Consider the following 20370-nt stretch of genomic DNA (forward strand, 5'->3'; position numbering starts at 1 on the left):
TCTCCGGTGCGCGATTGCGCACCGGAGTTCGGTCCTTCGGACCGCACCGGAATGACCCCAGCGATCAAGCCGCGTGTACGCGGTCGAGGAAGCCGTCGACCTCGGCCTTCAAATGCAGGCTTTCGCCCGACAGCGCCTGGGCGGAAGCGAACATCCGGCTCGAGGTCTCGCCGGTCTCGCTGGCACCCTTGGCGGCGTGACGGACATTGATGGCAACATCGGCCGTGCCCGACACCGCCGCACGAACGCTGGCCACGATGTTGTGGGTCGCGCTTTTCTGCTGCTCGACCGCCGCCGAGATCGAGCCCGCGATGCCGCTGATGCGCTCGATGGTCTGGCCGATCGCCTTGATGGCGGCGACCGATTCCTCGGTCGCGAGCTGCATGCTCTCGATCTGGTTCGATATCTCGTCGGTCGCTTTCGCGGTCTGGCCGGCGAGCGTCTTGACCTCTTGGGCCACGACCGCAAAGCCGCGGCCGGCATCGCCCGCACGCGCGGCCTCGATGGTGGCGTTCAGCGCCAGCAGGTTGGTCTGCTCGGCGATCGAGGTGATCAGCTTGACGACGTCGCCGATGCGCGCGCCGGCTTCCGAGAGCTGCGCGATGCGCTGATCGGTGGCCTCGGCCTGCCGCACCGCTTCGGCGGAGATCTCGTTCGATTCCTGCACCCGGCGGGTGATCTCGGCGATCGATTGGGACAGTTCGTCCGAGGCCGACGCCGCCGAACGCACGTGCTCGGAGGCGTTTTCGGAAGCTCCGGCCGACTGCGCCGACAGATCGGCCGTGGAGCGCGCGGTGTCGGTGAGTTGCCGCGCGGTGCGCTCGAACTCGCCTGACGATGCGAGGACCTTGTCGAGAATGCCGCCGACACTGCCGCGGAACTCCTCGACGAAGCTGCGCAGCTCCGCCTTGCGCTGCTCGGCCGCAGCGGTCGTTGCCGCCGCCTGCTCGCTGCGCATGCGCGCCCGCTCCTGCGAATTGCTCCGGAACACGGCGACGGTGCGGGCGATCTCGCCGATCTCGTCGGCGCGGTCCTCGCATTCGATCTCGACGTCGCTCTGGCCGTTGGCAAGCGCCGTGAGCGAGCGGGTCACCGAGGTGAGCGGCCGGGTGACGCGACGGACGACCAGCAGGGTCAGGACCAGAACCAGAAGCCCGGCGAGCCCCGCGGCGATCGCCATGCTCTCGATGGCGTGGGCCAGCATGCTCTCGAACTGGGCCATGGGGATACCGACATAGAGGATACCGGTGACCTTGCCGGCCGCGTCCACGATCGGGAAATAGGCGGTCATGAACGACTTGCCGAACAGCGTGGCCGGGCCCTTATAGGCCTCGCCGCGCCGCAGCGGCGCCTGCCCCGGATGATCGGCGGCCAGCTGGGTGCCGACGGCGCGATCGCCATTTTCCTTTTTCACATTGGTCGAGCGCCGCACGAACTGCCCACTCGCGTCGTCGAACACGAACAAGGTGGCGTTGCCGCCGACATAGGACACCGCCCGATCGACGATGACGTGATCCTTCAGGTCGGGCATTTTGGGGATCTCGGCGCGCTGGACTGCGCCATCCCTCATCGTGATCTTGACGTCCGGAACGGTCTCGGCGAACGCCAGCGCCAATGTGCGCAGGTTGACCTCGATGTCGCGGAGCGCGCGATCATTGAAGGCTGATGTCAGCGACCAATAGCCGGCGCCGACCACGAGCGCCGTATTCACGGCGATCAGCAGCACAGCACACAGGACCGCCTTGGTGCCGAGCTTGAACTGCGGCAGGAACTTCCCAGTGAGAAGCTTTGACATGAATGGAATGACCCCCGTAATTCCTGCATAATCGTGCAATCCGCTTACGGTCGCATTAACGACGGTTCGCATCGCCGGACGCGACATGGTTTTAGATTGGTAAACGAGGCCCTCCCTGACCACGCCAAGCGCACCACCCATCGTTGTCTGGTTCCGCGATGATCTCCGCCTGTCCGACCATTCCGCCCTCCATGCCGCCGCCAGGTCCGGATCGCCGGTGCTTTGTCTCTATGTGCTGGACGAGACGACAGGGCGAGCGCCGGGTGGGGCGGCGCGCTGGTGGCTGGCGCAGTCGCTGCGGGCACTCGGGACCGAGATCGCCGCGCGCGGCGGTTCGCTAATCCTGCGTAGGGGATCGGCAGCCAGGGTGATTCCCGAAGTCGTGCGAGAGTGCGGCGCCAGCGCCGTCTACTGGAACGCGATTGCGCAGGCGCCGCATCAAGCGGTTGAACGACAGCTCGAAGCGGCGCTGGCAAAGCTTGGAACGGACTCGCAAAGTTTTCCCGGCGATCTGCTGGTCCCGCCCGCGGCAATCCGCAACAAGGAGGGCCGTGGCCTGCGCGTGTTCACGCCATTCTGGCGACGCGTGCTGGCACTCGGTGATCCGCCAAAGCCCTTGCCCGCACCGAAGGAGCTGCGCCCGGCCGGGAAGATCGCCGGCGATCGGCTGGAGAGCTGGAAGCTCGAGCCGCTCAAGCCCGATTGGGCGGGCGGACTGCGGGAGACCTGGACGCCCGGCGAGATCGCCGCCCGCGCGCGTCTGGGCGCCTTCCTCGATCACACGGCGCGCCTCTATGTCGGCGACCGCGATCGCCCGGACCGGGACGGCAACTCACGGCTGTCGCCGCATCTGCGCTTCGGCGAGCTCAGCCCGCGCCAGGTCTGGCACGCCGCGCGATTCGCTGCGGCTGAAGATCCGGCGCTCGGCCAAGGGGTCGAGAAATTCCTGACCGAGCTCGGCTGGCGCGAATTCTGCCGCCACCTCCTCTACGACCACCCCGACCTCGCCACCGCAAACCTGCAAGCCAACTTCGACCGTTTCCCCTGGCAGCCCGACAAGAAGGCGCTCGCTGCCTGGCGGCGCGGCCGCACCGGCTATCCCATCGTCGATGCCGGCCTGCGCGAGCTATGGCACACCGGTGTGATGCACAACCGGGTGCGGATGGTGGTGGCCTCGTTCCTCGTCAAGCACCTCCTGATCGACTGGCGCGAGGGCGAAGCCTGGTTCTGGGACACGCTGGTCGATGCGGACGCCGGCAGCAATCCCGCCAATTGGCAATGGGTCGCCGGCTGCGGCGCCGACGCCGCCCCCTATTTCCGCGTGTTCAATCCGCAGCTCCAGGGCGAGAAGTTCGATCCCGATGGAACCTACGTCCGGCGCTGGGTGCCGGAGCTGAAGGACCTTCCGGCGAAGCTCATCCACCAGCCGTGGCAGGCGACGCCGATCGAGCTTGCGAGTGCAGGCCTCACGCTTGGCAAGACGTATCCGCAACCCATTGTCGATCATGCCAGGGGACGCGAGCGCGCGCTCGCTGCTTACGCGAAGATCCGCAAAGGTTGAGCGTCGCTTTGACACAATTTCGAAACCCGCTATCGTCATCGCTCCGTTCAAACAATGGGGGACGACATGGACGACGAGAAGCCGATCACCGAGCAGGCGATGGACACGATCACCAACGCCGTGGAAGCGACCAAGGACGCCGCAGTCACCGCCGTCAAGCAGGTGAAGAAGGCAGCCAAGAAGGTCGCGAAGAAGGTCGCGCCGAAGAAGGCGGCCAAGAAGACAGCTAAGAAGGCAGCTAAGAAGACGACGAAGAAGGCTGCAAAGAAGTCGTCAAAGAAAGCCGCGAAAAAGACTGCGAAGAAGGCCGCCAGGAAAGCCACCAAGTCGAAGAAGAAGGCCAAGCGCTGAGCGTAACGCTTGCGGCCGTCTCCGCGCGCGGACGCCCGGAGACGGCACCCTATCTCACCGTTTGGCGGCGCGCCGGCCCGGATGATGCTGGCCTTTGGGATCCCGGAATTCGCTGCGATGGCCGCGCCGGTCCTCGGCATGGAATCGCTTGCGCTTTTCCGCTGAGCCGAACTGCTTGATCACCCGCCTGCCGTTGACCTTCTTGATCACATAGCCGCCCTCGGTCATCGTGAACGGCGCCGTCAGCGACCCCATGTGGTCGAACTTGGTGCCGGGGGGATGTTCGAACGGCTCGAACCAGGACGGGTAGACGAAGTTCGACATCGGAAAGCCATCGATGATGAACGCCTCCTCCTCCACGGCGTCGCAAACCTCATAGGCATATTGGGTGTGCCGGGTTTTTTCAGCCCACAGATTGGCCATGGGATCGAGCACCATCTCGAACAGCTCGTGCGATGCGGCGAGGCTGACCGGATCATCCTCGCCCAGCGTCTTCAGGAATATCTTCGAGATCGGCTGTCCCCGATGCGTCAGCTCGTGCCGTCCGAGGAAGTTCTCGTGCGTGGCGTCGTCGAAATAGACCAGCTGCCAATCGGTGGGCTTCGGCTTGCGGGTGACGTCGAGATCGACGGGATAGCCCCAGACCGGGAGGAAGTGCTTGTCGTAGCATTTCTGCAGCGCTGCGGTGAGCCTTCCCATCATCCGCTCGCTCATCATCTCCTCTGCATAATTGATGCAGGCAATCCGGACCGGCTTCATCGACCGGTGGAGCAATGCACGTCTCGCCGTTTTCATGGACATCCCGCGCTGAAAAGAAATGGGCTCGAATGCTCCACCCTAGCACGGAACGGTGAACACACGTCAGGGCTGTGCGCGCTGCTAAGAGCGCCGATTGACCACGAAGACCGCCGCTGCGCACATCGCCATGCCGGCAATGGCGATTGCGTCCAGCTTTTCGCCGAACAGGAGATACGCCATCAGGGCCGTCACAGCCGGCACCAGGTAGAACAGGCTCGCGACCGAAGTTGCCGCGGCGTGGCGGATCAGCCAGTACAACAGCCCGATCGATCCGATCGAGAGCGCCACAGCGAGCCAGGCGAGCGCGAGCACGAATTCCCGCGTCCAGTGCACCACGCGGTCTTCGAACAGAAAGGCGCCGATCGCGAAGAAGATGGTGACGGCCACATATTGCACGAGATTGCCGGCGCGCCAGTCGATCTGGTTGCAGTAGCGGCGCTGGTAGAGCGTGCCGAGCGTGATGCTGATCAGCGAGACCACCGAGGCCAGCCAGCCGAGCCCGGCCTCACCCGTCATCGGGCGGTTGTGCAGGATCAGCACGACGCCGCCGAGGCCGAGCACGAGGCCGGCCCATTGCAGCGGCGTCACCCTCTCGCCGAGCCAGCGATTGGCGATGGTCGAGGTCAGGATCGGCTGCAGGCCCGGAATCAGCGCGGAAAGGCCGGCGGGTATCGAATGCGCGATCGCGATCGCGGTGCCGCCGAGATAGAAGCCATGGACCAGGATGCCTGCGACCGCGCTATGCGCGATGCCGATGCCGTCAGGCCATTTCGGCCGCGCGATGCCAGCGATGATCGCCATCAGGCCGACCACGATCGCCATGCGGATGGCGAGGTAGGTCAAGGGATCGGCATTGTCGACGACGTATTTGGTGCCGATGAATCCGGTGCTCCAGAGCAGGACGAACAGGATCGGCGCGACGCGGGCGGTCAGGGCTTCTTGATTATGGTTCATTGCCGCCCTCCTTGCCCCATGGGCACGGTTGCGGCAATGCGAATTTCGCCTGGGACGATGCTGCGCTGCGACGGCGGCTCAGCTCAGCCGCTCACCACTCTTCCGGACAGGGATCGATGATCTTCCAGAGCTCGACCCCGTTCTTGATCTTCTTCATGTCGGTGGTGAGCCCGCCATTGCGGCGGATCCAGTCCTTCACCTTGTCGGGATAATAGGACATGAGGTCGGAGGTGCCCTCGGCGCTGGTGACCTTGATGCCGAAGGTGAAAGCCTTGTCGTAATAGGCCTGGTGGAAGCCGAGGCTGGCCCGCGGCGTCACGCAGATCTTGTTCATCGGCACGATGCCGAGCACGAGGGTGCAGGCCGAATTGCAGATGCCGTCGATGATGACGCGCTCGCCCTTCTCGCGCACGCGCTTGTACTTGGCCTTGTACTCCTCGACATAACCGCCGTGATCGCGGGTGATGTGCAGCTCGGCACGCGCCGGCGTGGCGGCGGCTAAGCAGAGCAACAGCAGGCTGAGAAGCGTGATGCGCATGGCGACGTGCGGCGAAAGCCTTCAGGAATGGACCAGACTTGAAGGACCCTAAAATGATCCCTTGGAGCCGGGGAGACGATTCTTAAGCGAATACTGTTTGGTCATACTTGTGTGGGGAATTCGTTAAGCATCCGGAAAAGGCCAAAAATGGGCAGGTTTCGACCGCATGCCCGGCAATTCTGTCACACCCACCCGGAAATCTGCGGGATCGGCCCTGATTTCGGGCCTTGTGACCGATGCCTGGCCGTCCGAAATTGCTATAATCGCTGACCTATTCGAGCGGGTTCCGGAGAATCGAGATGAGCAAGTTGACGCTTGTAGCCGCCGCTGCGGCCCTGACGGTTGCAATCCTGGCCCCGGGCCTTGCAGAGGCTCGTCACCGGTACCACCGCTCCTACGCCAACCCGCTGCCCTACCCCATCAGCTATCTGCACAATTACGGACCGGGCATCACCCCCGGCACTTTCGCCTATTACGACGGCCCGTCGACGAACCACTGTTACCGCAGTGCGGCCGCCTATATCGGCCAGGACCGCCGCCGGCACCCCTGCTACTGAGGTACCGCGCGTCCTTCCTCGCGGCCGCCCCTATTTCGCGGCGCCCGACAGCAGCAATTGCTTCTCGATCTCGTAGACCGGCAGCTTGACGAGGTCTTTGCCGACCTCGCCCTGAAGCGCCTTGCGCACGACGTCGGAATAGTCGGCGCGGATCATGCCGAGCGCGCGCGGAGAGGCCACCATGGTCAGGGCCGAGGTCTCGCCGGCGCTGACGGCGGCATCGAGCCGGCCGGCCAAGCTCCGCAGGAAGGCGCGCTCGGCTTCGTCATGCCAATCGGTCTGCTCGACCGAACTGCGCACCCCACCCGACGCCCCATGTAACCGGCCCGGCGCATCGCTGCCTTGCGCGCCGGTCGAGAGATTGGGCTGCTCGTGCACCTCCCTGGTGTGCAGGTTTGGAAACATCTCGTCGCCGAGGTTTTCCAGAATCAGCGCCTTGCGCCCGTCGCACACGACCAGCCAATCACCCTTTTCAATTCTCATCTTGTCCATTGCGCAGCTCCAAGCATCCTGTAAGCCTGCCCTTCGAATTGCTCGACCGGCTGACCCGTGTGGCAAGAGTAGTGACAAAGCGACATCGACGAATTGCGCGGGATCAAGGATGCGGCGATGTCGTGCCGGCAGCAGCCGGCGCAAAGCGACGTTGGTCAGACGCGCGCCGCATCTCGTTAGAATCACGCCTGCAGCCGGGCTCGCTGAAGATTCGTTCATCAGCATTACATTTGGGCTCCGCCACAATTTAATCAGAACAACTTCGATATCCTGCGTTGCGTCAGCGGAGGAAGACATCATGAACCTTAGAATTGGCCTCGTCGCCGCATCCCTGTTCGGTGCCGTCGCGGCGTCGCCGGCGGCGTCCGCCATGCCCATCGCACCAGCACCTGCGACACCGCAAGTCTCCGGCGTCGAGCAGGTCCGCATGGTCTGCAACGCCTGGGGACAGTGCTGGTGGCGCCCGAACTATTATGGGTACTACGGGCCGCGGCCATATTATGGCCCTCGGTATTATGGGCCGCCGCGCTATTACGGCCCGCGCTATTATGGCTATCACGGCTATCGCCGCTGGTGACGTCTGAAGGGGCCCTTGGGGCCTCTTCGCTTTGCGGGATCATGAATCGTGCGATTGCTGCCGGGGCCTCGAGCAACGCGAAAACTGATCTAGATCAAAGAGGAAGGCCGCCACTCCCGCCATTGTACGGAGATGGCGATTTCATCGTTTTCCGATGCCCTCGGACGGGCATGAACGTGCAAACGCATCTGGAGAAGGAGCGAACGCATGGGGCGCAGCTTTGCGCCCTTTGCCTGTCCTGCGTGCACGCGCCTGCATTTCATCGATCTCGCCTCCGGCCAACCGATGAGCCGCGAACGTTGACGGTGACACTGATCTACTGCGCCTCATGGCATGATGTCCGCAATACTACGGCACGAATTCCGATTTACTGAAGCATGATGTTTCGCCATTGATGGCGATATACGACGTTCATTTGATTGTTGCACAGCCGGCCAAACGCAATGTTGTTCGACGCCCTCGCCCCGTCCTCCGCGCTTCAACTGATCGGCTTTGCCGACGTGGACGCATTTCGGCCGATCGAGACGATGGAAGATGCGAGAAGCATTCCGCTCGACGTCGCGAATTTCGCGGCTTTGCGCGCCGTCGTCTCCCTACCTGCATGCCGCATCGTCGTGATGAGGTCGTTCGCGCGCATCCTCGACGCGGCCTATCGGATGCCTGGCGGAATGGTGATCCTGCCGATGGCCGACGACCTTCGGGCCAATTTCAAGTGCGTCGATCTCGACGCCCGCTTCTTCGTTGCCCTCCGCGGCAACGACGAATGTCATTACGTCGAACCCCAGACCAATCATCACGCGATGATCATCCTCTCGCCCGCCCTGAGAGACCGGGGCTGGTTCGATCGTGGCGACGATTTGCGAGCCAGGGTCGCAAACCGGCCGGCCCTGCTTCACGCGCGTCGATTGCTGCTCGACATCCTGCGGACCGCATCGGCGCAGCCGCTCCTGTTCGAGACCACCGAGGTGGCCGCCCATCTCCAGGAAGGTCTACTGCTCGCGCTCGATGATTTGTTTCGGATTGATCCCCGGCCGGACCGGAGCACCTCCGTCCGAGGCGAGCGGTCGATCAAACTCATTCAACGGATCGACGATTACGTCGCAGCCCATCCGACCGCTCCGATCTACACGGCCGATCTCGCCAGCGAGTTTGGCGTCTCGATCCGCACGCTCGGCGGTGCCGTGAGCAAGGTGCGCGGCATGAGCCTGCACCAGTACAGCCGCCTCAAGAGGCTGTGGGCGACCCGCGCCCGTCTGCTCAAGGGCGGCGGCGCCACCGTTGCCATATGCGCCCGCGCCCAGGGCTTCCATCATCTCGGTGAGTTCGCCGCTGCCTACCGCGCGACCTTCCAGGAGAGCCCCTCGGAGACGCTGGCCCGCGGCCGGCAGATCCGCCAGCCGACGCGCTGACCGCTCATGCCCACGACGAGGACAAGCATCAGCTCCGACACGGAACAAATATCGAACATTCGCAAAGCGTGGCGCGCTCGGAAGGATTCGAACCTCCGACCCTCGGAATCGAAATCCGATGCTCTATCCAGCTGAGCTACGAGCGCCCTGACCCCGGCATTGGGCCACAACCGAGACGTACCGGAGAGTTGCTGGCAAGCCAGCACTCTGGGTGGCGTTCGGATGAGTTCGAATTAGCAGAGAGGCCGACCAATAAAAAGCCCTCCCCGCCTCGTTTCGAAGCGGGCGCAGCGTTCTTACCAGGTGTTGCCGAAGAAGCCGAACTGCGGGCGCTGCGCCATCATCATCGGCCGGTCCTGCTGTTGCGGCACCGAATGCGCCCTGGCGACCCTGCGCTTCGGCGGCTGTGCCTGCGGCGCCGGAGCAGGCTGGGCCTGCGCTTGAAGCTGCGGCTTGGCGTCTGCCTTCTTCGCCGCCGCGGTATCGGCCTTCGGAGCCGGCGTGAACTGGGCGAACGTCTCGCGCACCCGCGCCTTGGCCGACACCTCGGCGAGAGCTGCCGAGGCGCCATCCGCCCCCGGCGGCTGGGGCACCACCACAGAAGCAGTCTTCACTGCGGGCGCGGCAATCGTCGGCTGGCTGGTATCGAGCACCACGCGCTCGGGCAAATGGCGATCGGACCTGATCCGGATCAGCGGCTGGTCGTTGGTGGCGGTCGCAACGGCTTGCGCCACGGGTGCCGTGGGCAGCATGAAATCCGCCGCGAACAACAGTGCGAGCAAAGCTCCACCGACGAAGATGAAATACCGAAAGATAGGCATTGGCCGCGCTCCGCCCCCCGCATCCCCGCGTGGGCCTTTCGCCTTAACAGGCGATCCTCTAGTTGGTTCCTGGCCCAGCCATTCGGTTCAAATGGCAACGCCAAGTTTTTGGCCAAGGCCCAGAGATGGTAACTTTTCCGCTACCGGAGGATGCAGCGATCATGCGCGGCGTGCTGCAACCAGCGAGCACTTCGCTTGGTCGGCATTCACATTGACGAAACCGATGGGGATTTGCGCGTAGGTCTTGCGGCTCTTCATGCTGACGGGATCCGCCAGCACACGGCTTCGATCGGTGAGATGGCTGCCGTCGCGTCGCGTAAACGCGCAGACGATCTCGACGTCCTTTACGGCATAGTCATTGTCGTTTCGCAGCGTGAACGTCACCAGCGCCTTCGAGCCGAGGCCGCCGCGACGCCAGGTCTGCGATGAAATCCTGAGGCGGCCGAGCTCGGCCATTGCAGGCGTTTGAGCCTCGGACGCCTGCGAGACCGCTGCTGCCGGATCGTCCGAGGGCGCCGTCTCGACTGCCAGCTCCGGCTTGCCCGGCTCAGCGCTATTGCTCTTGGAGAGAGGCAGCAGCATCCAGACGCCACAGCCCAGGATGATCACTGCCAGCAGCCATAGCAGGCCCCGGCCAAGCGAGACGCTCGCAATCGTCACGGTCCGCGCCAGCCGCTCGCCGCTCCCGGCGAAACGTCCCAACCCGATCCGGCCAAGCCTCGCGTTCATGGTTTCATCACCGACGGCGGCCGGAACACGTCCGGACTTAGGCCACCGTTTACCTTAATCCCAATCTCGACCTAAGGTTCCCGCGCAGTTGCGAATCGGCAGGGGCTATGGCGATGACCGGGCGGGATCGTTAACATCCGCCGCAACATCGCAGATCGCGTTGGGAGAGAATGAAATGCCAATCGTCGTCACTTGGGATCACGTCCATCTGCGCAGCCCGGATCCGGAGGCCACGGCGGCCTGGCTGCGGGACATCCTCGGTGGCGAGATCGTGCATGCGCCCGGACGGATCGACGTGAACCTTGGCGGCGCCAAGATCTTCATCGCGCCGCTCGAGGGCAACAGCACCGTCAGCCCACCGCCTCCGCATCCGCATCAGGGCCTCGATCATTTCGGGCTGACGGTGAAGGACATCGACGCCGTCGCCGCCGAGATCAAGGCCAAGGGCGTCACCTTCACGCGCGAGCCGACCACGATCAGGCCGGGCGTGCGCATCTGCTTCATCCGCGGCCCCGAAGGCATCTCGATCGAGCTGCTCGAGCGCGACAAAAAATATACCTAAGCGGCGCGAGCGGCACCAGGGATCGGCTCTCCGGACGCGCCGTCCGGAGTGTGGCGCGCGCCGGCTCCGGTCACGACCTCGGATCTCGGCTCATGGTGAGGCCGTCATATCCGCGTCATAGACAACCGGGGACGATTACGGTCCGCAGGACTTCCGTCCCGCCAAACTGCCGCGTTGCGCCAGCGGACGCGCTTTGGCATAAAAGCAAGATCGGTTACGCCCTTGGGCGATGGCGGCCGGCCTGTGGGACGTTATGAAAAACGGGCTCTATTCAATTCACGTGAGCCTGCTCGATGGGCGAGTCGGCAAAGGCAGCGGCGTGATCCTGTTCCGCGACGGCAAAATTCTTGGCGGCGATGCCTACCTCTATTACACCGGCAGCTACAAGGTGAAGGACAACAGCTTCAAGGGTGAAGTGCTGGTGCAGCGCCACACCTCGCCGCGGGGCAACGACAATCCGCTGTTCGGTGGCCCCGCCCCGGTTGGCATCGGCGTCAGTGGCACCTTCACGGACACGCGCGGGGAGATGACCGGCACGGCGCTGGTCGGCAAGGCCAGCCAGATCTTCGGCGCGACGCTGCGCAAGCTCGCCGACGTCGACTAACTATTCCGCCGCCTGTTCGAGCGGCGCCACGCGCGGCAGGATCATCTGGATGCGTGTGCCGCCCCCCGGCTCGGAATCGAGATCGAGCCGGCCGCCGAGCCGGTTGGTGACGATGCTGTAGACGATGTGCAGGCCGAGGCCGGTGCCGCCCTGGTCGCGCCGCGTCGTGAAGAATGGATCGAAGGCGCGGCGCCGGACGTCGAGCGACATGCCGCAGCCATTGTCGGAAAAGATGATCTCGACATTGTCCTTGCCGGACTCGCGCACCTGGATGTCGATGGTCCCCGGCCGGCCATCCGGAAAGGCGTGCGCCACCGAATTGAGAAACAGATTGGTCAGCACCTGACCATACGGGCCGGGATAGCTGTTCATGGTCAGATCCGGCTGGCACTCGACGTTGAGCGTCAGATTGTGCTTGCGCAACCCCGGCCGCAGACTCATCACCACCTGCTCGGTGAGGTCGCCGAGGTCGAAGCTGCGCTGGTCCGAATAGTTGCGGTCGGCCGCGACCTGCTTGAACGACTGGATCAGCTCGGCGGCGCGATTGAGATTGGAGACGAGCTGCGAGGAGGCATCCCGGCTGGTGTTGAGGAATTCGTTCAGGGTGGAGCGACGCAGCTCGCCGCGCTCGACTTCGGCCGAGAACATCGCGGTCTTGCGCTCCAGCGCGGAGGCGACGGTGAGGCTGATGCCGACGGGATTGTTGACCTCGTGCGCGACGCCGGCGACCAGGCGTCCGAGCGCGGCGAGCTTCTCCGCCTCGATCAGCGAGGCCTGGGTCTCGCGCAGATTGCGCAGCGCGGTCTCGGCCGATTCCTTGGCCTTGCGCATCTCCTGCTCGCCGCGCTTGCGCTCGCCGATGTCGAGCGCCACCGTGACGATCCGCTCGATCTCGCCTTCGGCGTCGAGCAGCGGCAGCTTGTTGACCAGCCATTGCCGCATGTTGCCGGAGGCGTCCTTGTACTCCTCCTCGTAGAAACCCAGACCTTTTCGAAGCTTGAGCACCCGCTTGTCGCTCTCGTCGGATTTGGCGGCGCCGTAGCGCGACATCAGATCGGCCGTGGTACGGCCGAGCGCATCGCCGGGCTCGATGCCGAAGATGCCGGCCATATAGCGGTTCATCAGGACGTAGCGCAGATCGCGGTCCTTGACGTTGATCACCGCGGGCACGGTGTCGATGACCTGCTGGAGCAGGCGCCGGCCTTCGGCGATGGCGTCTTCCGCCCGCTTCTGGTCGGTGATGTCGCGTAGCGTGCCCTCGTAGCGGACGATGTTGCCCTCCTCGTCCCGCACGCCGGTGGCGCTGTCGGAGAGCCACAGGATGTTGCCGCTGCGCTGGCGCACCTGATACTCGAACTCGCGCACCATGCCGTCGCGCGCCATTAGCCGCTGATATTCGGTGCGCGCCTCGGGATGGACGTAGATCGTATGAGCGATGTCGTTGATGCTGTCGATGAGGTGCTGCGGGCTGTCATAGCCCATCATCCGCGCCAGCGCCGGATTGGCGTTGAGGAGGTCGCCGGCCGGCGTCGTCACGTAGATGCCGTCGACCGATCCCTCGAACAGTTTCCGGTAGCTCTCTTCGGCGAGGCGCTGCTCGGTGAGCGCCCGCACCGCCGCCTCGCGCGCCGTGTCGGCCTCCTCGAGCGCGCGGCGGAACACTTCGGCCGCCCGGGCGATGTCGCCGATCTCGTTGCCGAGGTCGGCGGACGGGATCGACGCGTCCTTCTGGCCGGCGGCCAGCGCGCGAATGGAGCGTGCGATCTGGGCGAGCGGACGAACCGTCCTGCGCACCACGAACAGTGCCGCGCCGATGCCGATCAGCACGCCGACCGTGCCGAGCACGATGCTCTGCCACCGTGCCTCGGTCAGCGTGCGGGCGAAATCGCGCGACAGCACGTGACCGCGGCGCGAGCTGACCTCGCGCAGCAATTCGGCGACACGGCCGATCAGCCGGCCCTCGGTGCCCAGCACCTCGCGGTCGATGTCGGCGATCTGCCGTTCGCGAACGGCGACCGCCATGATGGCCTCGGCATAATCGTTGACGTCCGCCCTGAGCTTGCCATCGGCGATGTCCATCGCACGCAATCCCTCCGCCGCCTGTTCGGCCGCGGACGGGTTGCGCGCGAGCAGACCGAGCGCGATTCGGCTCTGCGCCTCGGACAGGCGGGAGGCCAGCTCGCGGTCCGCGGTGCCGGCGACGGCCGCGTCGAACCGCTCCCGCAGCGGCGGCAGGCCGGCGAGCAGCTGGGCACGGCGATCGATCAGGGTCGATATCCGCTCCAGGCCGGTGCGGTAGGTCGCAAGCCGCTCGGTGACTCCGTCGAGCATGTCCTGTTGCTCGGGCGCGAGCTCGATGCGGGTCTTCTTCAGGATGTCGCTCAGCGTCGAGGCCGCCTCGCCGACCTGCTGAAACTGGATGCCGGCGCCGGGATCGGTGACGAAGTCGCGCGCGGCAAGGCGCAGCTCGTTCATGCGGCGGTCGATATCTTCGGCGAGGTCACCGACGCTCTGGAGCCGCTGCAGCTCGGCGAAGGTGGTGTCGATATGGCGGATCGCGATCACGCTCGCGGTCGAGGTGACGATGATCACCGCCAGCACGAGCAGGAAGCTGCCGAAGGTGAGCTGGCCGATGGAGAGCGAGAAAGTTCGCTTTTTCTCAGGGGTCGGCGTCGATTCGGCGGGCATTGGTGTTTTGGGGGACCGGGCTAGAGGAGGCCCAATATACGACGTATTGCACCCCCGGGGGAACATGCGTCGGACCGCCCAACATCGTTAATTGTCGGTGGGCCGCCGCCATCCGGTTGTCCACCCGATGCATCCGCCCATTCGATGGGCGGAAACCAGTGCATCGGCGGCCGCCATACTTCGTCACATAGCGAAGTATCCTAGCCGAGCGCCCCGACCTCGAACACTTCGCCGTCATAGCCGGCCTCGCGGGGAATGCGGAGCTGGCGGCCGGTTTCGGTCCTGGTCATCACCGGCATCACCGTGACGATCGACATCCCGCGGGCATGGTCGAGCGCCGCGCTCACGCTGGTCTGCTTGGCAAGCCGGATCAGATTGCGCGTGGTCGGGAACGGCAGCTTGAAGCGGCCGCTCTCGCCGCCCTCCACCGCCTCGCGCGGCGAGACCCAGATCGAATCGGTGGACTCGCGGCCGTCATGGGCGCCGAGCTGATCGGGTGGCGCGGCGGCGAGGAAGAACCAGGTGTCGAAGCGCTTCGGCATGCCCTCGGGCGTGATCCAGTGCGCGTAAGGCACGAGCGTGTCTAGCGCGAGCTGGAGGCCGTTGTCGTCGAGAATCTTCAGGAAGCTGATCTTGTGCTCGTTGAGGGCGACGCGGTGCGCGTCCGCGATCTCCCCGGAACGCTTGGCGTCGACCGGCAGGCCCGTCCCCTTCGAACGCGCCAGCAGGATGCCGCTCTCTTCGAAAGTCTCGCGGATCGCGGCGATCCGGAAGCCGCGGTCCGCCTCGCTCAAGCCCTCGCCGCCCGAATAGAGATCGGAGCGGGCGACGATCTCCTTGTCGCCGGCATCGACACTGCCGCCGGGAAACACCAGCGCGCCCGAGTTGAACTCGATCTGATGATGGCGAACCATCATGAAGACCTCGATTTCGGTCTGTGCGCCGTCACGGAGCAGGAGAATCGTCGAGGCCGGGCGTGATGCTGATGTCTCGGTCATTAGATTATCCTGCGGCGCTGGATTGCGGGCCGAGATTGGCGCGCTTGTCGAAACGGGCGACGCGCGAGAGGAGATAATCGACCTCGGCCTTTGCCGCCGCGGTCATCGTCGCACCGGGCTTGCGCTGGGCGCTGGAGGCGATGATGCCGCGTTTCTGCAGCACGTATTTGCGCACGGTCAGGCCGACGCCGGGCTGTTGCTCGTAGCGGATCAGCGGCAGATGCGCGTCGAAGATGTCATGCGCGGCGTCGCGCTTGCCGGCCTTGGAGAGGTTCACGACGTCGATCAGAAGCTCCGGGAAGGCATAGCCCGTCATGGCACCGTCGGCGCCGCGCTCCATCTCGAAATCCAGGAACGTGCCGCCATTGCCGCACAGGATCGAGAGCGGACGGAGCGAGCCGTCCTTCTGGAAGCCGCGCAGCGTCGAGATCTTTTCCAGACCCGGCCAATCCTCGTGCTTGAGCATCACACAGTTCGGATTGTCCATGACGATCTTGCGGATCACGGCGGGAGTGAAGATCACCGACAAGGTCAGTGGATAGTCCTGCAGCACCCAGGGAATGTCGGGCCCGATGGCCTCGGCCGCCTGCTTGAAATAACCGACGATCTGGTCGTCGGTGCGAAGTGACGGCGGCGGCGCGATCATCACGCCGGCGGCGCCTGCGTCCATCGAGGCCCTGGCCAGCGAGCGCATGGTGGCAAAGCCCGGCGCGGAGACGCCGACGATCACCTGCATCTTCTTGGCGCGCTTGACGTAGCGCACCGCCACCTGCTCGGCCTCGGCGGCATCGAGCTTCGGCGCCTCGCCGAGGATGCCCAGCACCGTAACACCGTCGCAGCCGACCTCCTCGTAGAAATCGGTCAGGCGGTCGATCGAGCGCTCGTCGATCCGGCCATCGTCGTGGAACGGCGTCGGCGCGATTGCGAAGGTGCCCTTGGCGTCGGCGGTGAGTTTCATAAGTCCCTTATCCCTTTGTTCGTCATTCCGGGGCGGCTCGCAGAGCCGAACCCGGAATCGAGGTTCCGGGTTCACGCTTCGCGTGCCCCAGAACGACAGTGAATCAAAACCGCCGCGCCCCCATCTTGATCTGCTCCTCGGAGAAGAAGATCTCCTTGGCGTGCTCGACGATGTCCTGGGCGTTCCAGCCCGAATGCGGCGGTTTCCAGCCTTCCATTTCCATCATCCGCATCTCGCGCACGCCGCGGGGCCCGGACACGCCCAGCACCTTGCCGGTCTGGTCGCCCGACAAATCGCTGACCATGTATAGCACGGCCGGCGCGATGCCGTCCGGCCCCAGCGCCGCCCCCGGGTTCTCCTTATAGCGGGGCAGGTCTGCGGTCATGCGGGTCAGGGCGCCTGGCGCCAGCGTCCATATCCGGATGTTGTACTTGCGGCCCTCGATCGCCAGCACGTTGGACAGGCCCCAGATGCCGCCCTTGGCCGCGCCGTAATTGGTCTGGCCGAAATTGCCAATCAGCCCCGACGTCGACGAGGTGTTGACGATGACGCCGCCGCCGTTTTCCCGCATCCAGCGAAACACCGGCAGGGTGCAACAAAAGGTGCCTTTCAGGTGCACCTTGATGACCTTGTCCCAGTCGGCCTCGGAGGCTTTTGCGAAGGTCTGGTCGCGGAGAATGCCGGCATTGTTGACGAGGATGTCGGCGCGGCCGAAGTGCTTGATGGCGTCGTCGAACACCGACTGGCCGCCTTCCATGGTGGAGATGTCCGCGCCATTGGCGACCGCCTTGCCGCCCTCCGCCGTGATCGCGTCCACAACCTGCTGCGCCATGGACTTGTCGGCGCCGGAGCCGTCGCGGGGACCACCGAGATCGTTGACGACGACAGAGGCCCCTTCCCGCGCAAACAGCTTTGCGTAGGCCTCACCGAGCCCCCCGCCCGCGCCGGTGATCAGCGCGACCTTGCCGTCGAGTAGTCCCATGGTGGCGTCTCCCTGTTTGTTTTTGTTCTCTCGTGTCCCGGACGCGATGCAGCGTGAAACGCTGCGTCGCAGAGCCGGGACCCAGCTCTGGTCGGGCACTCTAGGCCCCGGCTCTGCAGCGCATCGCTGAAGGAGCGCTGCGCTGCGTCCGGGGCACGAGAGCAGCTAACCCAACACCGTCTTGCCGTTCTTGATCACGGTGACGCCGCGCGATTTCACCTTGGCCTCGAACGAGATCACGTTGCCGTCCTTCCACAGGTCCATGGTCACGGTCTCGCCGGGATAGACCGGTGACGAGAACCTTGCGACGTGCTGGCGGAAGGCAGAGGCGTCGTAGTCGGCATAGCTCTGCAGCACGCCGCGGCAGGTGATGCCGTAGGTGCACATGCCGTGCAGGATCGGGCGCGGGAAGCCGGCCTTCTTGGCGAACTCGGGATCGGAGTGCAGCGGATTGCGGTCGCCGCAGAGGCGATAAACCAGCGCCTGGTCGGGGCGCGTCGTGATGTCGATGGTCTTGTCGGGCGCGCGCGAGGGGATCTTGTGCGGGTCGGGCTGCGTCAGGTTCGGTCCGCCGAAGCCGCCGTCGCCGCGGGCAAAGCGCGAGGCGACCAGCGTTGCCAGCTTCTCGCCCTTCTCGTTCTTCAGCACGGTCTGGTGAACGATGACGGCGCCCTTGTCCTTGCCCTTGTCGTAGACCTCAAGCACGGAGGAGTCGGCCGTGATGTGCGCGGCCACCGGGAACGGCTGGTGGAACGTGATGTCGCGCTCGCCGTCGACCACCATGACGCGGTTGAGGTTCATCTCGCCCGGACCCGAGCCCCAGGCGGCGACGGACGCGAAGGTCGGCACCACCTTGAGCGGGCGCGGCGTGAACGTGCCCTCGTTGACGAAGGCGAGCTCGTTCTCGTCCATGGGATCGGCGCCGAGGCCGATGCCATAGGCGTAGAGCATCACCTCGCGGTCGGTGTAGGCATATTTCTGGCCGATGTTTTTCAGGCCTTTGAGCTCTTCGTATCTGGCGGACATTTCTGGTTTCCTCTCCGGGATTCTTTCGCGCCGCTGCCAGTCGAAGTGCCCTCTCCCCTTGCGGGAGAGGGCTGCGAGAGCCGTGCGGCAAACTCGTTGGGGTGAGGGGTTGGCTCCGCAGCAACAGTCTTAGTGTGGAGCGACACCCCTCATCCGGCGCTTCGCGCCACCTTCTCCCACAAGGGGAGAAGGAAGAAGCAACTACACCGGCGTGAAGAACGGCAGCGGGGCGCCGTCGGTCGGCTTGAACACCACCTTCACCTTCTGGCCGATCTTCAGTTTCTCCAGATCGCAGTCGACGAAATTGGTCTGCACCGACGGCCCCTCCTTCAGCGTGACGTAGCCGATGGCGTAAGGGCCGGTGGGCGACTTCCGCATCAGGCTCCACGTATAGATCGTGCCCTCGCCCGACGCTTCCTCCCACACCGTCTTGTCGGAGTAGCAGAACGGGCAGATCGAACGCGGGAAGTAATGCGCTTCGCCGCAGGCGGTGCAGCGCTTGATCATGAACTTGTCCTGCTTGGCGGCGTCCCAGAACTGAGCAGTTTCCGGATTGGTGACCGGTGCCGGGTATTTCTTTGCTTCGCTCATCACACGCGCTCCAGAATGGCGGTCGAGGCAGCGTGGCGAACTCCCAAAAGGCCGCCGGTGCCGTGGGCGATGGCGAGATCGCAATTCTTGACCTGCACCTTCGGATGCGCCTCGCCGCGCAGCTGCCGGACGGCCTCGATGATCTTGGTCATGCCGCCGCGGTTGACGGGATGGTTGCTACACAGGCCGCCGCCATCGGTGTTGAACGGCAGCTTGCCGACGCCCGAGATCAGATTGCCGTCGGCGACGAACTTGCCGCCCTCGCCCTTCTTGCAGAAGCCAAGGTCTTCCAGCTGCATCAGCACCGTGATGGTGAAGCTGTCATAGATCGAGGCGTATTTGATGTCCTTCGGCGTGATGCCGGCTTCTTCGAACGCACGCGGGCCGGACCAGACGCCCGCGGAGTAAGTGAGATCGAGATCCTTGCCACCGCGCGGGCCCTTCATCGCCTCGCCATGGCCGATCAACTTGACCAGCGGCTTCTTCAGGCTCTTGGCGATCTCGGGCGTCGTCACGATCAGCGCGCCGCCGCCGTCGGAGACGACGCAGCAATCCATGCGATGCAGCGGATCGGAGATCATCGGCGAATTCAGCACGTCCTCGACGGTGACGACGTCCTTGAGCATCGCATGCGGATTGTATTGCGCGTGATGCGAGGCCGCGACCTTGATCCAGGCGAGTTGCTCGCTGGTGGTGCCATAGTCGTGCATATGGCGCATGGCACACATGCCATAAGCATTGTGTGTGGTCGCCCCGTAGGCGGATTCGAAATCCGCCTCGGCACCGGCCGCGCGCGGCGGCATCACGCCGGTGCGCGGCTTGCCCGCGAGCGTAATCAGAGCGATTGAGCATTTGCCCGCGGCGATCGCTTCAGCCGCATGGCCGAGATGAATGATGTAGGAACAGCCGCCGGTCTCGGTGGAATCGACGTGGCGGAGCTTTTTGGTGTTCAGGCCGAGATAATCGACCATCGGCCAGGCACCGCCGGGCGCATCGCCCGCGCAGAAATAGCCGTCGACATCGTCCTTGCTGATCCCGGCGTCCTCGATCGCACCCTTGGCGACCTCGGCGTGGAGCTGGGCGGTGGATTTGTCCGGCGCATGCCGGGTCGGGTGTTCGTAGATCCCGGCAATGTAGGCCTTGCCCTTGATGGTCAAAACAGAGGTCTCCGCTCGCGTTTCTTATGGCCCCGTTTTTCTGAACCGCGAGGGCCTGATTGGCAAGCGCGGAAATATTCCGTCGCGCGAGAGGGCAGCGGGTCGGCGCAAGTGAAGATGCTCTCGTAGGATGGGTAGAGCGAAGCGAAACCCATCAACTCCCGTTCGCATGCTGAAATAGGATGGGTTTCGCAAGTGCTCTACCCATCCTACGGCCTCCAA

21 protein-coding genes and 1 tRNA gene are annotated in these 20370 nt (G+C 64.6%); 7 read left to right on the forward strand and 15 right to left on the reverse strand.

The genetic code is table 11. From position 1 onward, the window contains the following. Window positions 1–64 precede the first annotated feature (64 nt). Window positions 65–1795, reverse strand: coding sequence for a methyl-accepting chemotaxis protein (locus BCCGELA001_RS22345; RefSeq protein WP_008549013.1), 1731 nt, complete (start codon window positions 1793–1795; stop codon window positions 65–67). A 169-nt stretch (window positions 1796–1964) separates the two neighbouring features. On the opposite strand from BCCGELA001_RS22345, the gene BCCGELA001_RS22350 reads away from it, so the two are divergent. After that, window positions 1965–3356, forward strand: a complete 1392-nt coding sequence (locus tag BCCGELA001_RS22350) for a cryptochrome/photolyase family protein (protein ID WP_236840903.1) — start codon at window positions 1965–1967, stop codon at window positions 3354–3356. Between the two features lie 66 nt (window positions 3357–3422). After that, window positions 3423–3707: a hypothetical protein gene (locus BCCGELA001_RS22355; RefSeq protein WP_060736345.1), complete on the forward strand. Its 285-nt coding sequence runs from the start codon at window positions 3423–3425 to the stop codon at window positions 3705–3707. 54 nt (window positions 3708–3761) lie between these two features. Here the strand turns inward: BCCGELA001_RS22355 and BCCGELA001_RS22360 are convergent, their stop codons facing one another. The 3 genes from BCCGELA001_RS22360 to BCCGELA001_RS22370 form a co-directional block, all read right to left on the reverse strand. Beyond that, on the reverse strand, window positions 3762–4502 hold the full coding sequence (locus BCCGELA001_RS22360; protein WP_060737778.1) for a hypothetical protein: 741 nt from the start codon (window positions 4500–4502) through the stop codon (window positions 3762–3764). Window positions 4503–4586: 84 nt separating this feature from the next. Continuing rightward, entirely contained in the window at window positions 4587–5459 is an 873-nt protein-coding gene (locus tag BCCGELA001_RS22365) for a DMT family transporter (protein ID WP_008549021.1), read from the reverse strand. A 91-nt stretch (window positions 5460–5550) separates the two neighbouring features. Further along, window positions 5551–5997 (reverse strand): hypothetical protein, encoded by a 447-nt coding sequence (locus BCCGELA001_RS22370; protein ID WP_008549024.1) that lies wholly within the window; start codon window positions 5995–5997, stop codon window positions 5551–5553. Window positions 5998–6296: 299 nt separating this feature from the next. Between BCCGELA001_RS22370 and BCCGELA001_RS22375 the strand changes: the two genes are divergently transcribed. Further along, window positions 6297–6554 carry a hypothetical protein gene (locus tag BCCGELA001_RS22375; protein ID WP_008549026.1) on the forward strand — a complete coding sequence of 86 codons (258 nt, stop codon included), beginning with the start codon at window positions 6297–6299 and terminating at the stop codon, window positions 6552–6554. A 30-nt stretch (window positions 6555–6584) separates the two neighbouring features. On the opposite strand, the gene BCCGELA001_RS22380 is transcribed toward BCCGELA001_RS22375, so the two are convergent. Then, on the reverse strand, window positions 6585–7046 hold the full coding sequence (locus BCCGELA001_RS22380) for a host attachment protein (RefSeq protein ID WP_008549027.1): 462 nt from the start codon (window positions 7044–7046) through the stop codon (window positions 6585–6587). 298 nt (window positions 7047–7344) lie between these two features. On the opposite strand from BCCGELA001_RS22380, the gene BCCGELA001_RS22385 reads away from it, so the two are divergent. Together BCCGELA001_RS22385 and BCCGELA001_RS22390 are read left to right on the forward strand one after the other, a co-directional pair. Beyond that, complete coding sequence (locus BCCGELA001_RS22385; RefSeq protein ID WP_008549029.1) at window positions 7345–7623, forward strand: hypothetical protein; 279 nt, start codon at window positions 7345–7347, stop codon at window positions 7621–7623. Window positions 7624–8066: 443 nt separating this feature from the next. Then, complete coding sequence (locus tag BCCGELA001_RS22390) at window positions 8067–9032, forward strand: AraC family transcriptional regulator (RefSeq protein ID WP_060736346.1); 966 nt, start codon at window positions 8067–8069, stop codon at window positions 9030–9032. A gap of 69 nt (window positions 9033–9101) precedes the next feature. Here the strand turns inward: BCCGELA001_RS22390 and BCCGELA001_RS22395 are convergent. The 3 genes from BCCGELA001_RS22395 to BCCGELA001_RS22405 form a co-directional block, all read right to left on the reverse strand. After that, window positions 9102–9178: transfer RNA gene (locus BCCGELA001_RS22395), tRNA-Arg, on the reverse strand. A gap of 150 nt (window positions 9179–9328) precedes the next feature. Further along, window positions 9329–9853, reverse strand: coding sequence for a hypothetical protein (locus tag BCCGELA001_RS22400; RefSeq protein WP_008549048.1), 525 nt, complete (start codon window positions 9851–9853; stop codon window positions 9329–9331). Between the two features lie 159 nt (window positions 9854–10012). Continuing rightward, entirely contained in the window at window positions 10013–10582 is a 570-nt protein-coding gene (locus BCCGELA001_RS22405) for a hypothetical protein (protein ID WP_060736347.1), read from the reverse strand. A gap of 175 nt (window positions 10583–10757) precedes the next feature. Here BCCGELA001_RS22405 and BCCGELA001_RS22410 point away from each other — a divergent pair, with 175 nt between their 5' ends. Then, window positions 10758–11144: a VOC family protein gene (locus tag BCCGELA001_RS22410; protein ID WP_060736348.1), complete on the forward strand. Its 387-nt coding sequence runs from the start codon at window positions 10758–10760 to the stop codon at window positions 11142–11144. A gap of 253 nt (window positions 11145–11397) precedes the next feature. Then, window positions 11398–11748 carry a GrlR family regulatory protein gene (locus tag BCCGELA001_RS22415; protein WP_008549063.1) on the forward strand — a complete coding sequence of 117 codons (351 nt, stop codon included), beginning with the start codon at window positions 11398–11400 and terminating at the stop codon, window positions 11746–11748. On the opposite strand, the gene BCCGELA001_RS22420 is transcribed toward BCCGELA001_RS22415, so the two are convergent. From BCCGELA001_RS22420 to BCCGELA001_RS22450, 7 genes are all read right to left on the reverse strand, one after another. Next, entirely contained in the window at window positions 11749–14436 is a 2688-nt protein-coding gene (locus BCCGELA001_RS22420) for a PAS domain S-box protein (RefSeq protein WP_060736349.1), read from the reverse strand. Window positions 14437–14636: 200 nt separating this feature from the next. Beyond that, a complete protein-coding gene (locus BCCGELA001_RS22425) occupies window positions 14637–15434 on the reverse strand; it encodes an NUDIX hydrolase (protein WP_008549073.1) in 798 nt (265 codons plus the stop codon). Between the two features lie 4 nt (window positions 15435–15438). Further along, a complete protein-coding gene (locus BCCGELA001_RS22430) occupies window positions 15439–16392 on the reverse strand; it encodes a dihydrodipicolinate synthase family protein (protein WP_008549076.1) in 954 nt (317 codons plus the stop codon). Window positions 16393–16495: 103 nt separating this feature from the next. Continuing rightward, complete coding sequence (locus BCCGELA001_RS22435) at window positions 16496–17374, reverse strand: SDR family oxidoreductase (protein WP_008549079.1); 879 nt, start codon at window positions 17372–17374, stop codon at window positions 16496–16498. Between the two features lie 165 nt (window positions 17375–17539). Next, window positions 17540–18400, reverse strand: a complete 861-nt coding sequence (locus tag BCCGELA001_RS22440; protein WP_060736350.1) for a MaoC/PaaZ C-terminal domain-containing protein — start codon at window positions 18398–18400, stop codon at window positions 17540–17542. Between the two features lie 201 nt (window positions 18401–18601). Further along, window positions 18602–18991: a Zn-ribbon domain-containing OB-fold protein gene (locus tag BCCGELA001_RS22445; protein WP_008549088.1), complete on the reverse strand. Its 390-nt coding sequence runs from the start codon at window positions 18989–18991 to the stop codon at window positions 18602–18604. Further along, on the reverse strand, window positions 18991–20148 hold the full coding sequence (locus BCCGELA001_RS22450; RefSeq protein WP_060736351.1) for a thiolase domain-containing protein: 1158 nt from the start codon (window positions 20146–20148) through the stop codon (window positions 18991–18993). Before BCCGELA001_RS22450 ends, BCCGELA001_RS22445 begins: the two co-directional genes overlap by 1 nt. Window positions 20149–20370 lie beyond the last annotated feature (222 nt).

It is taken from the genome of Bradyrhizobium sp. CCGE-LA001 (assembly GCF_000296215.2).
GTDB lineage: Bacteria > Pseudomonadota > Alphaproteobacteria > Rhizobiales > Xanthobacteraceae > Bradyrhizobium.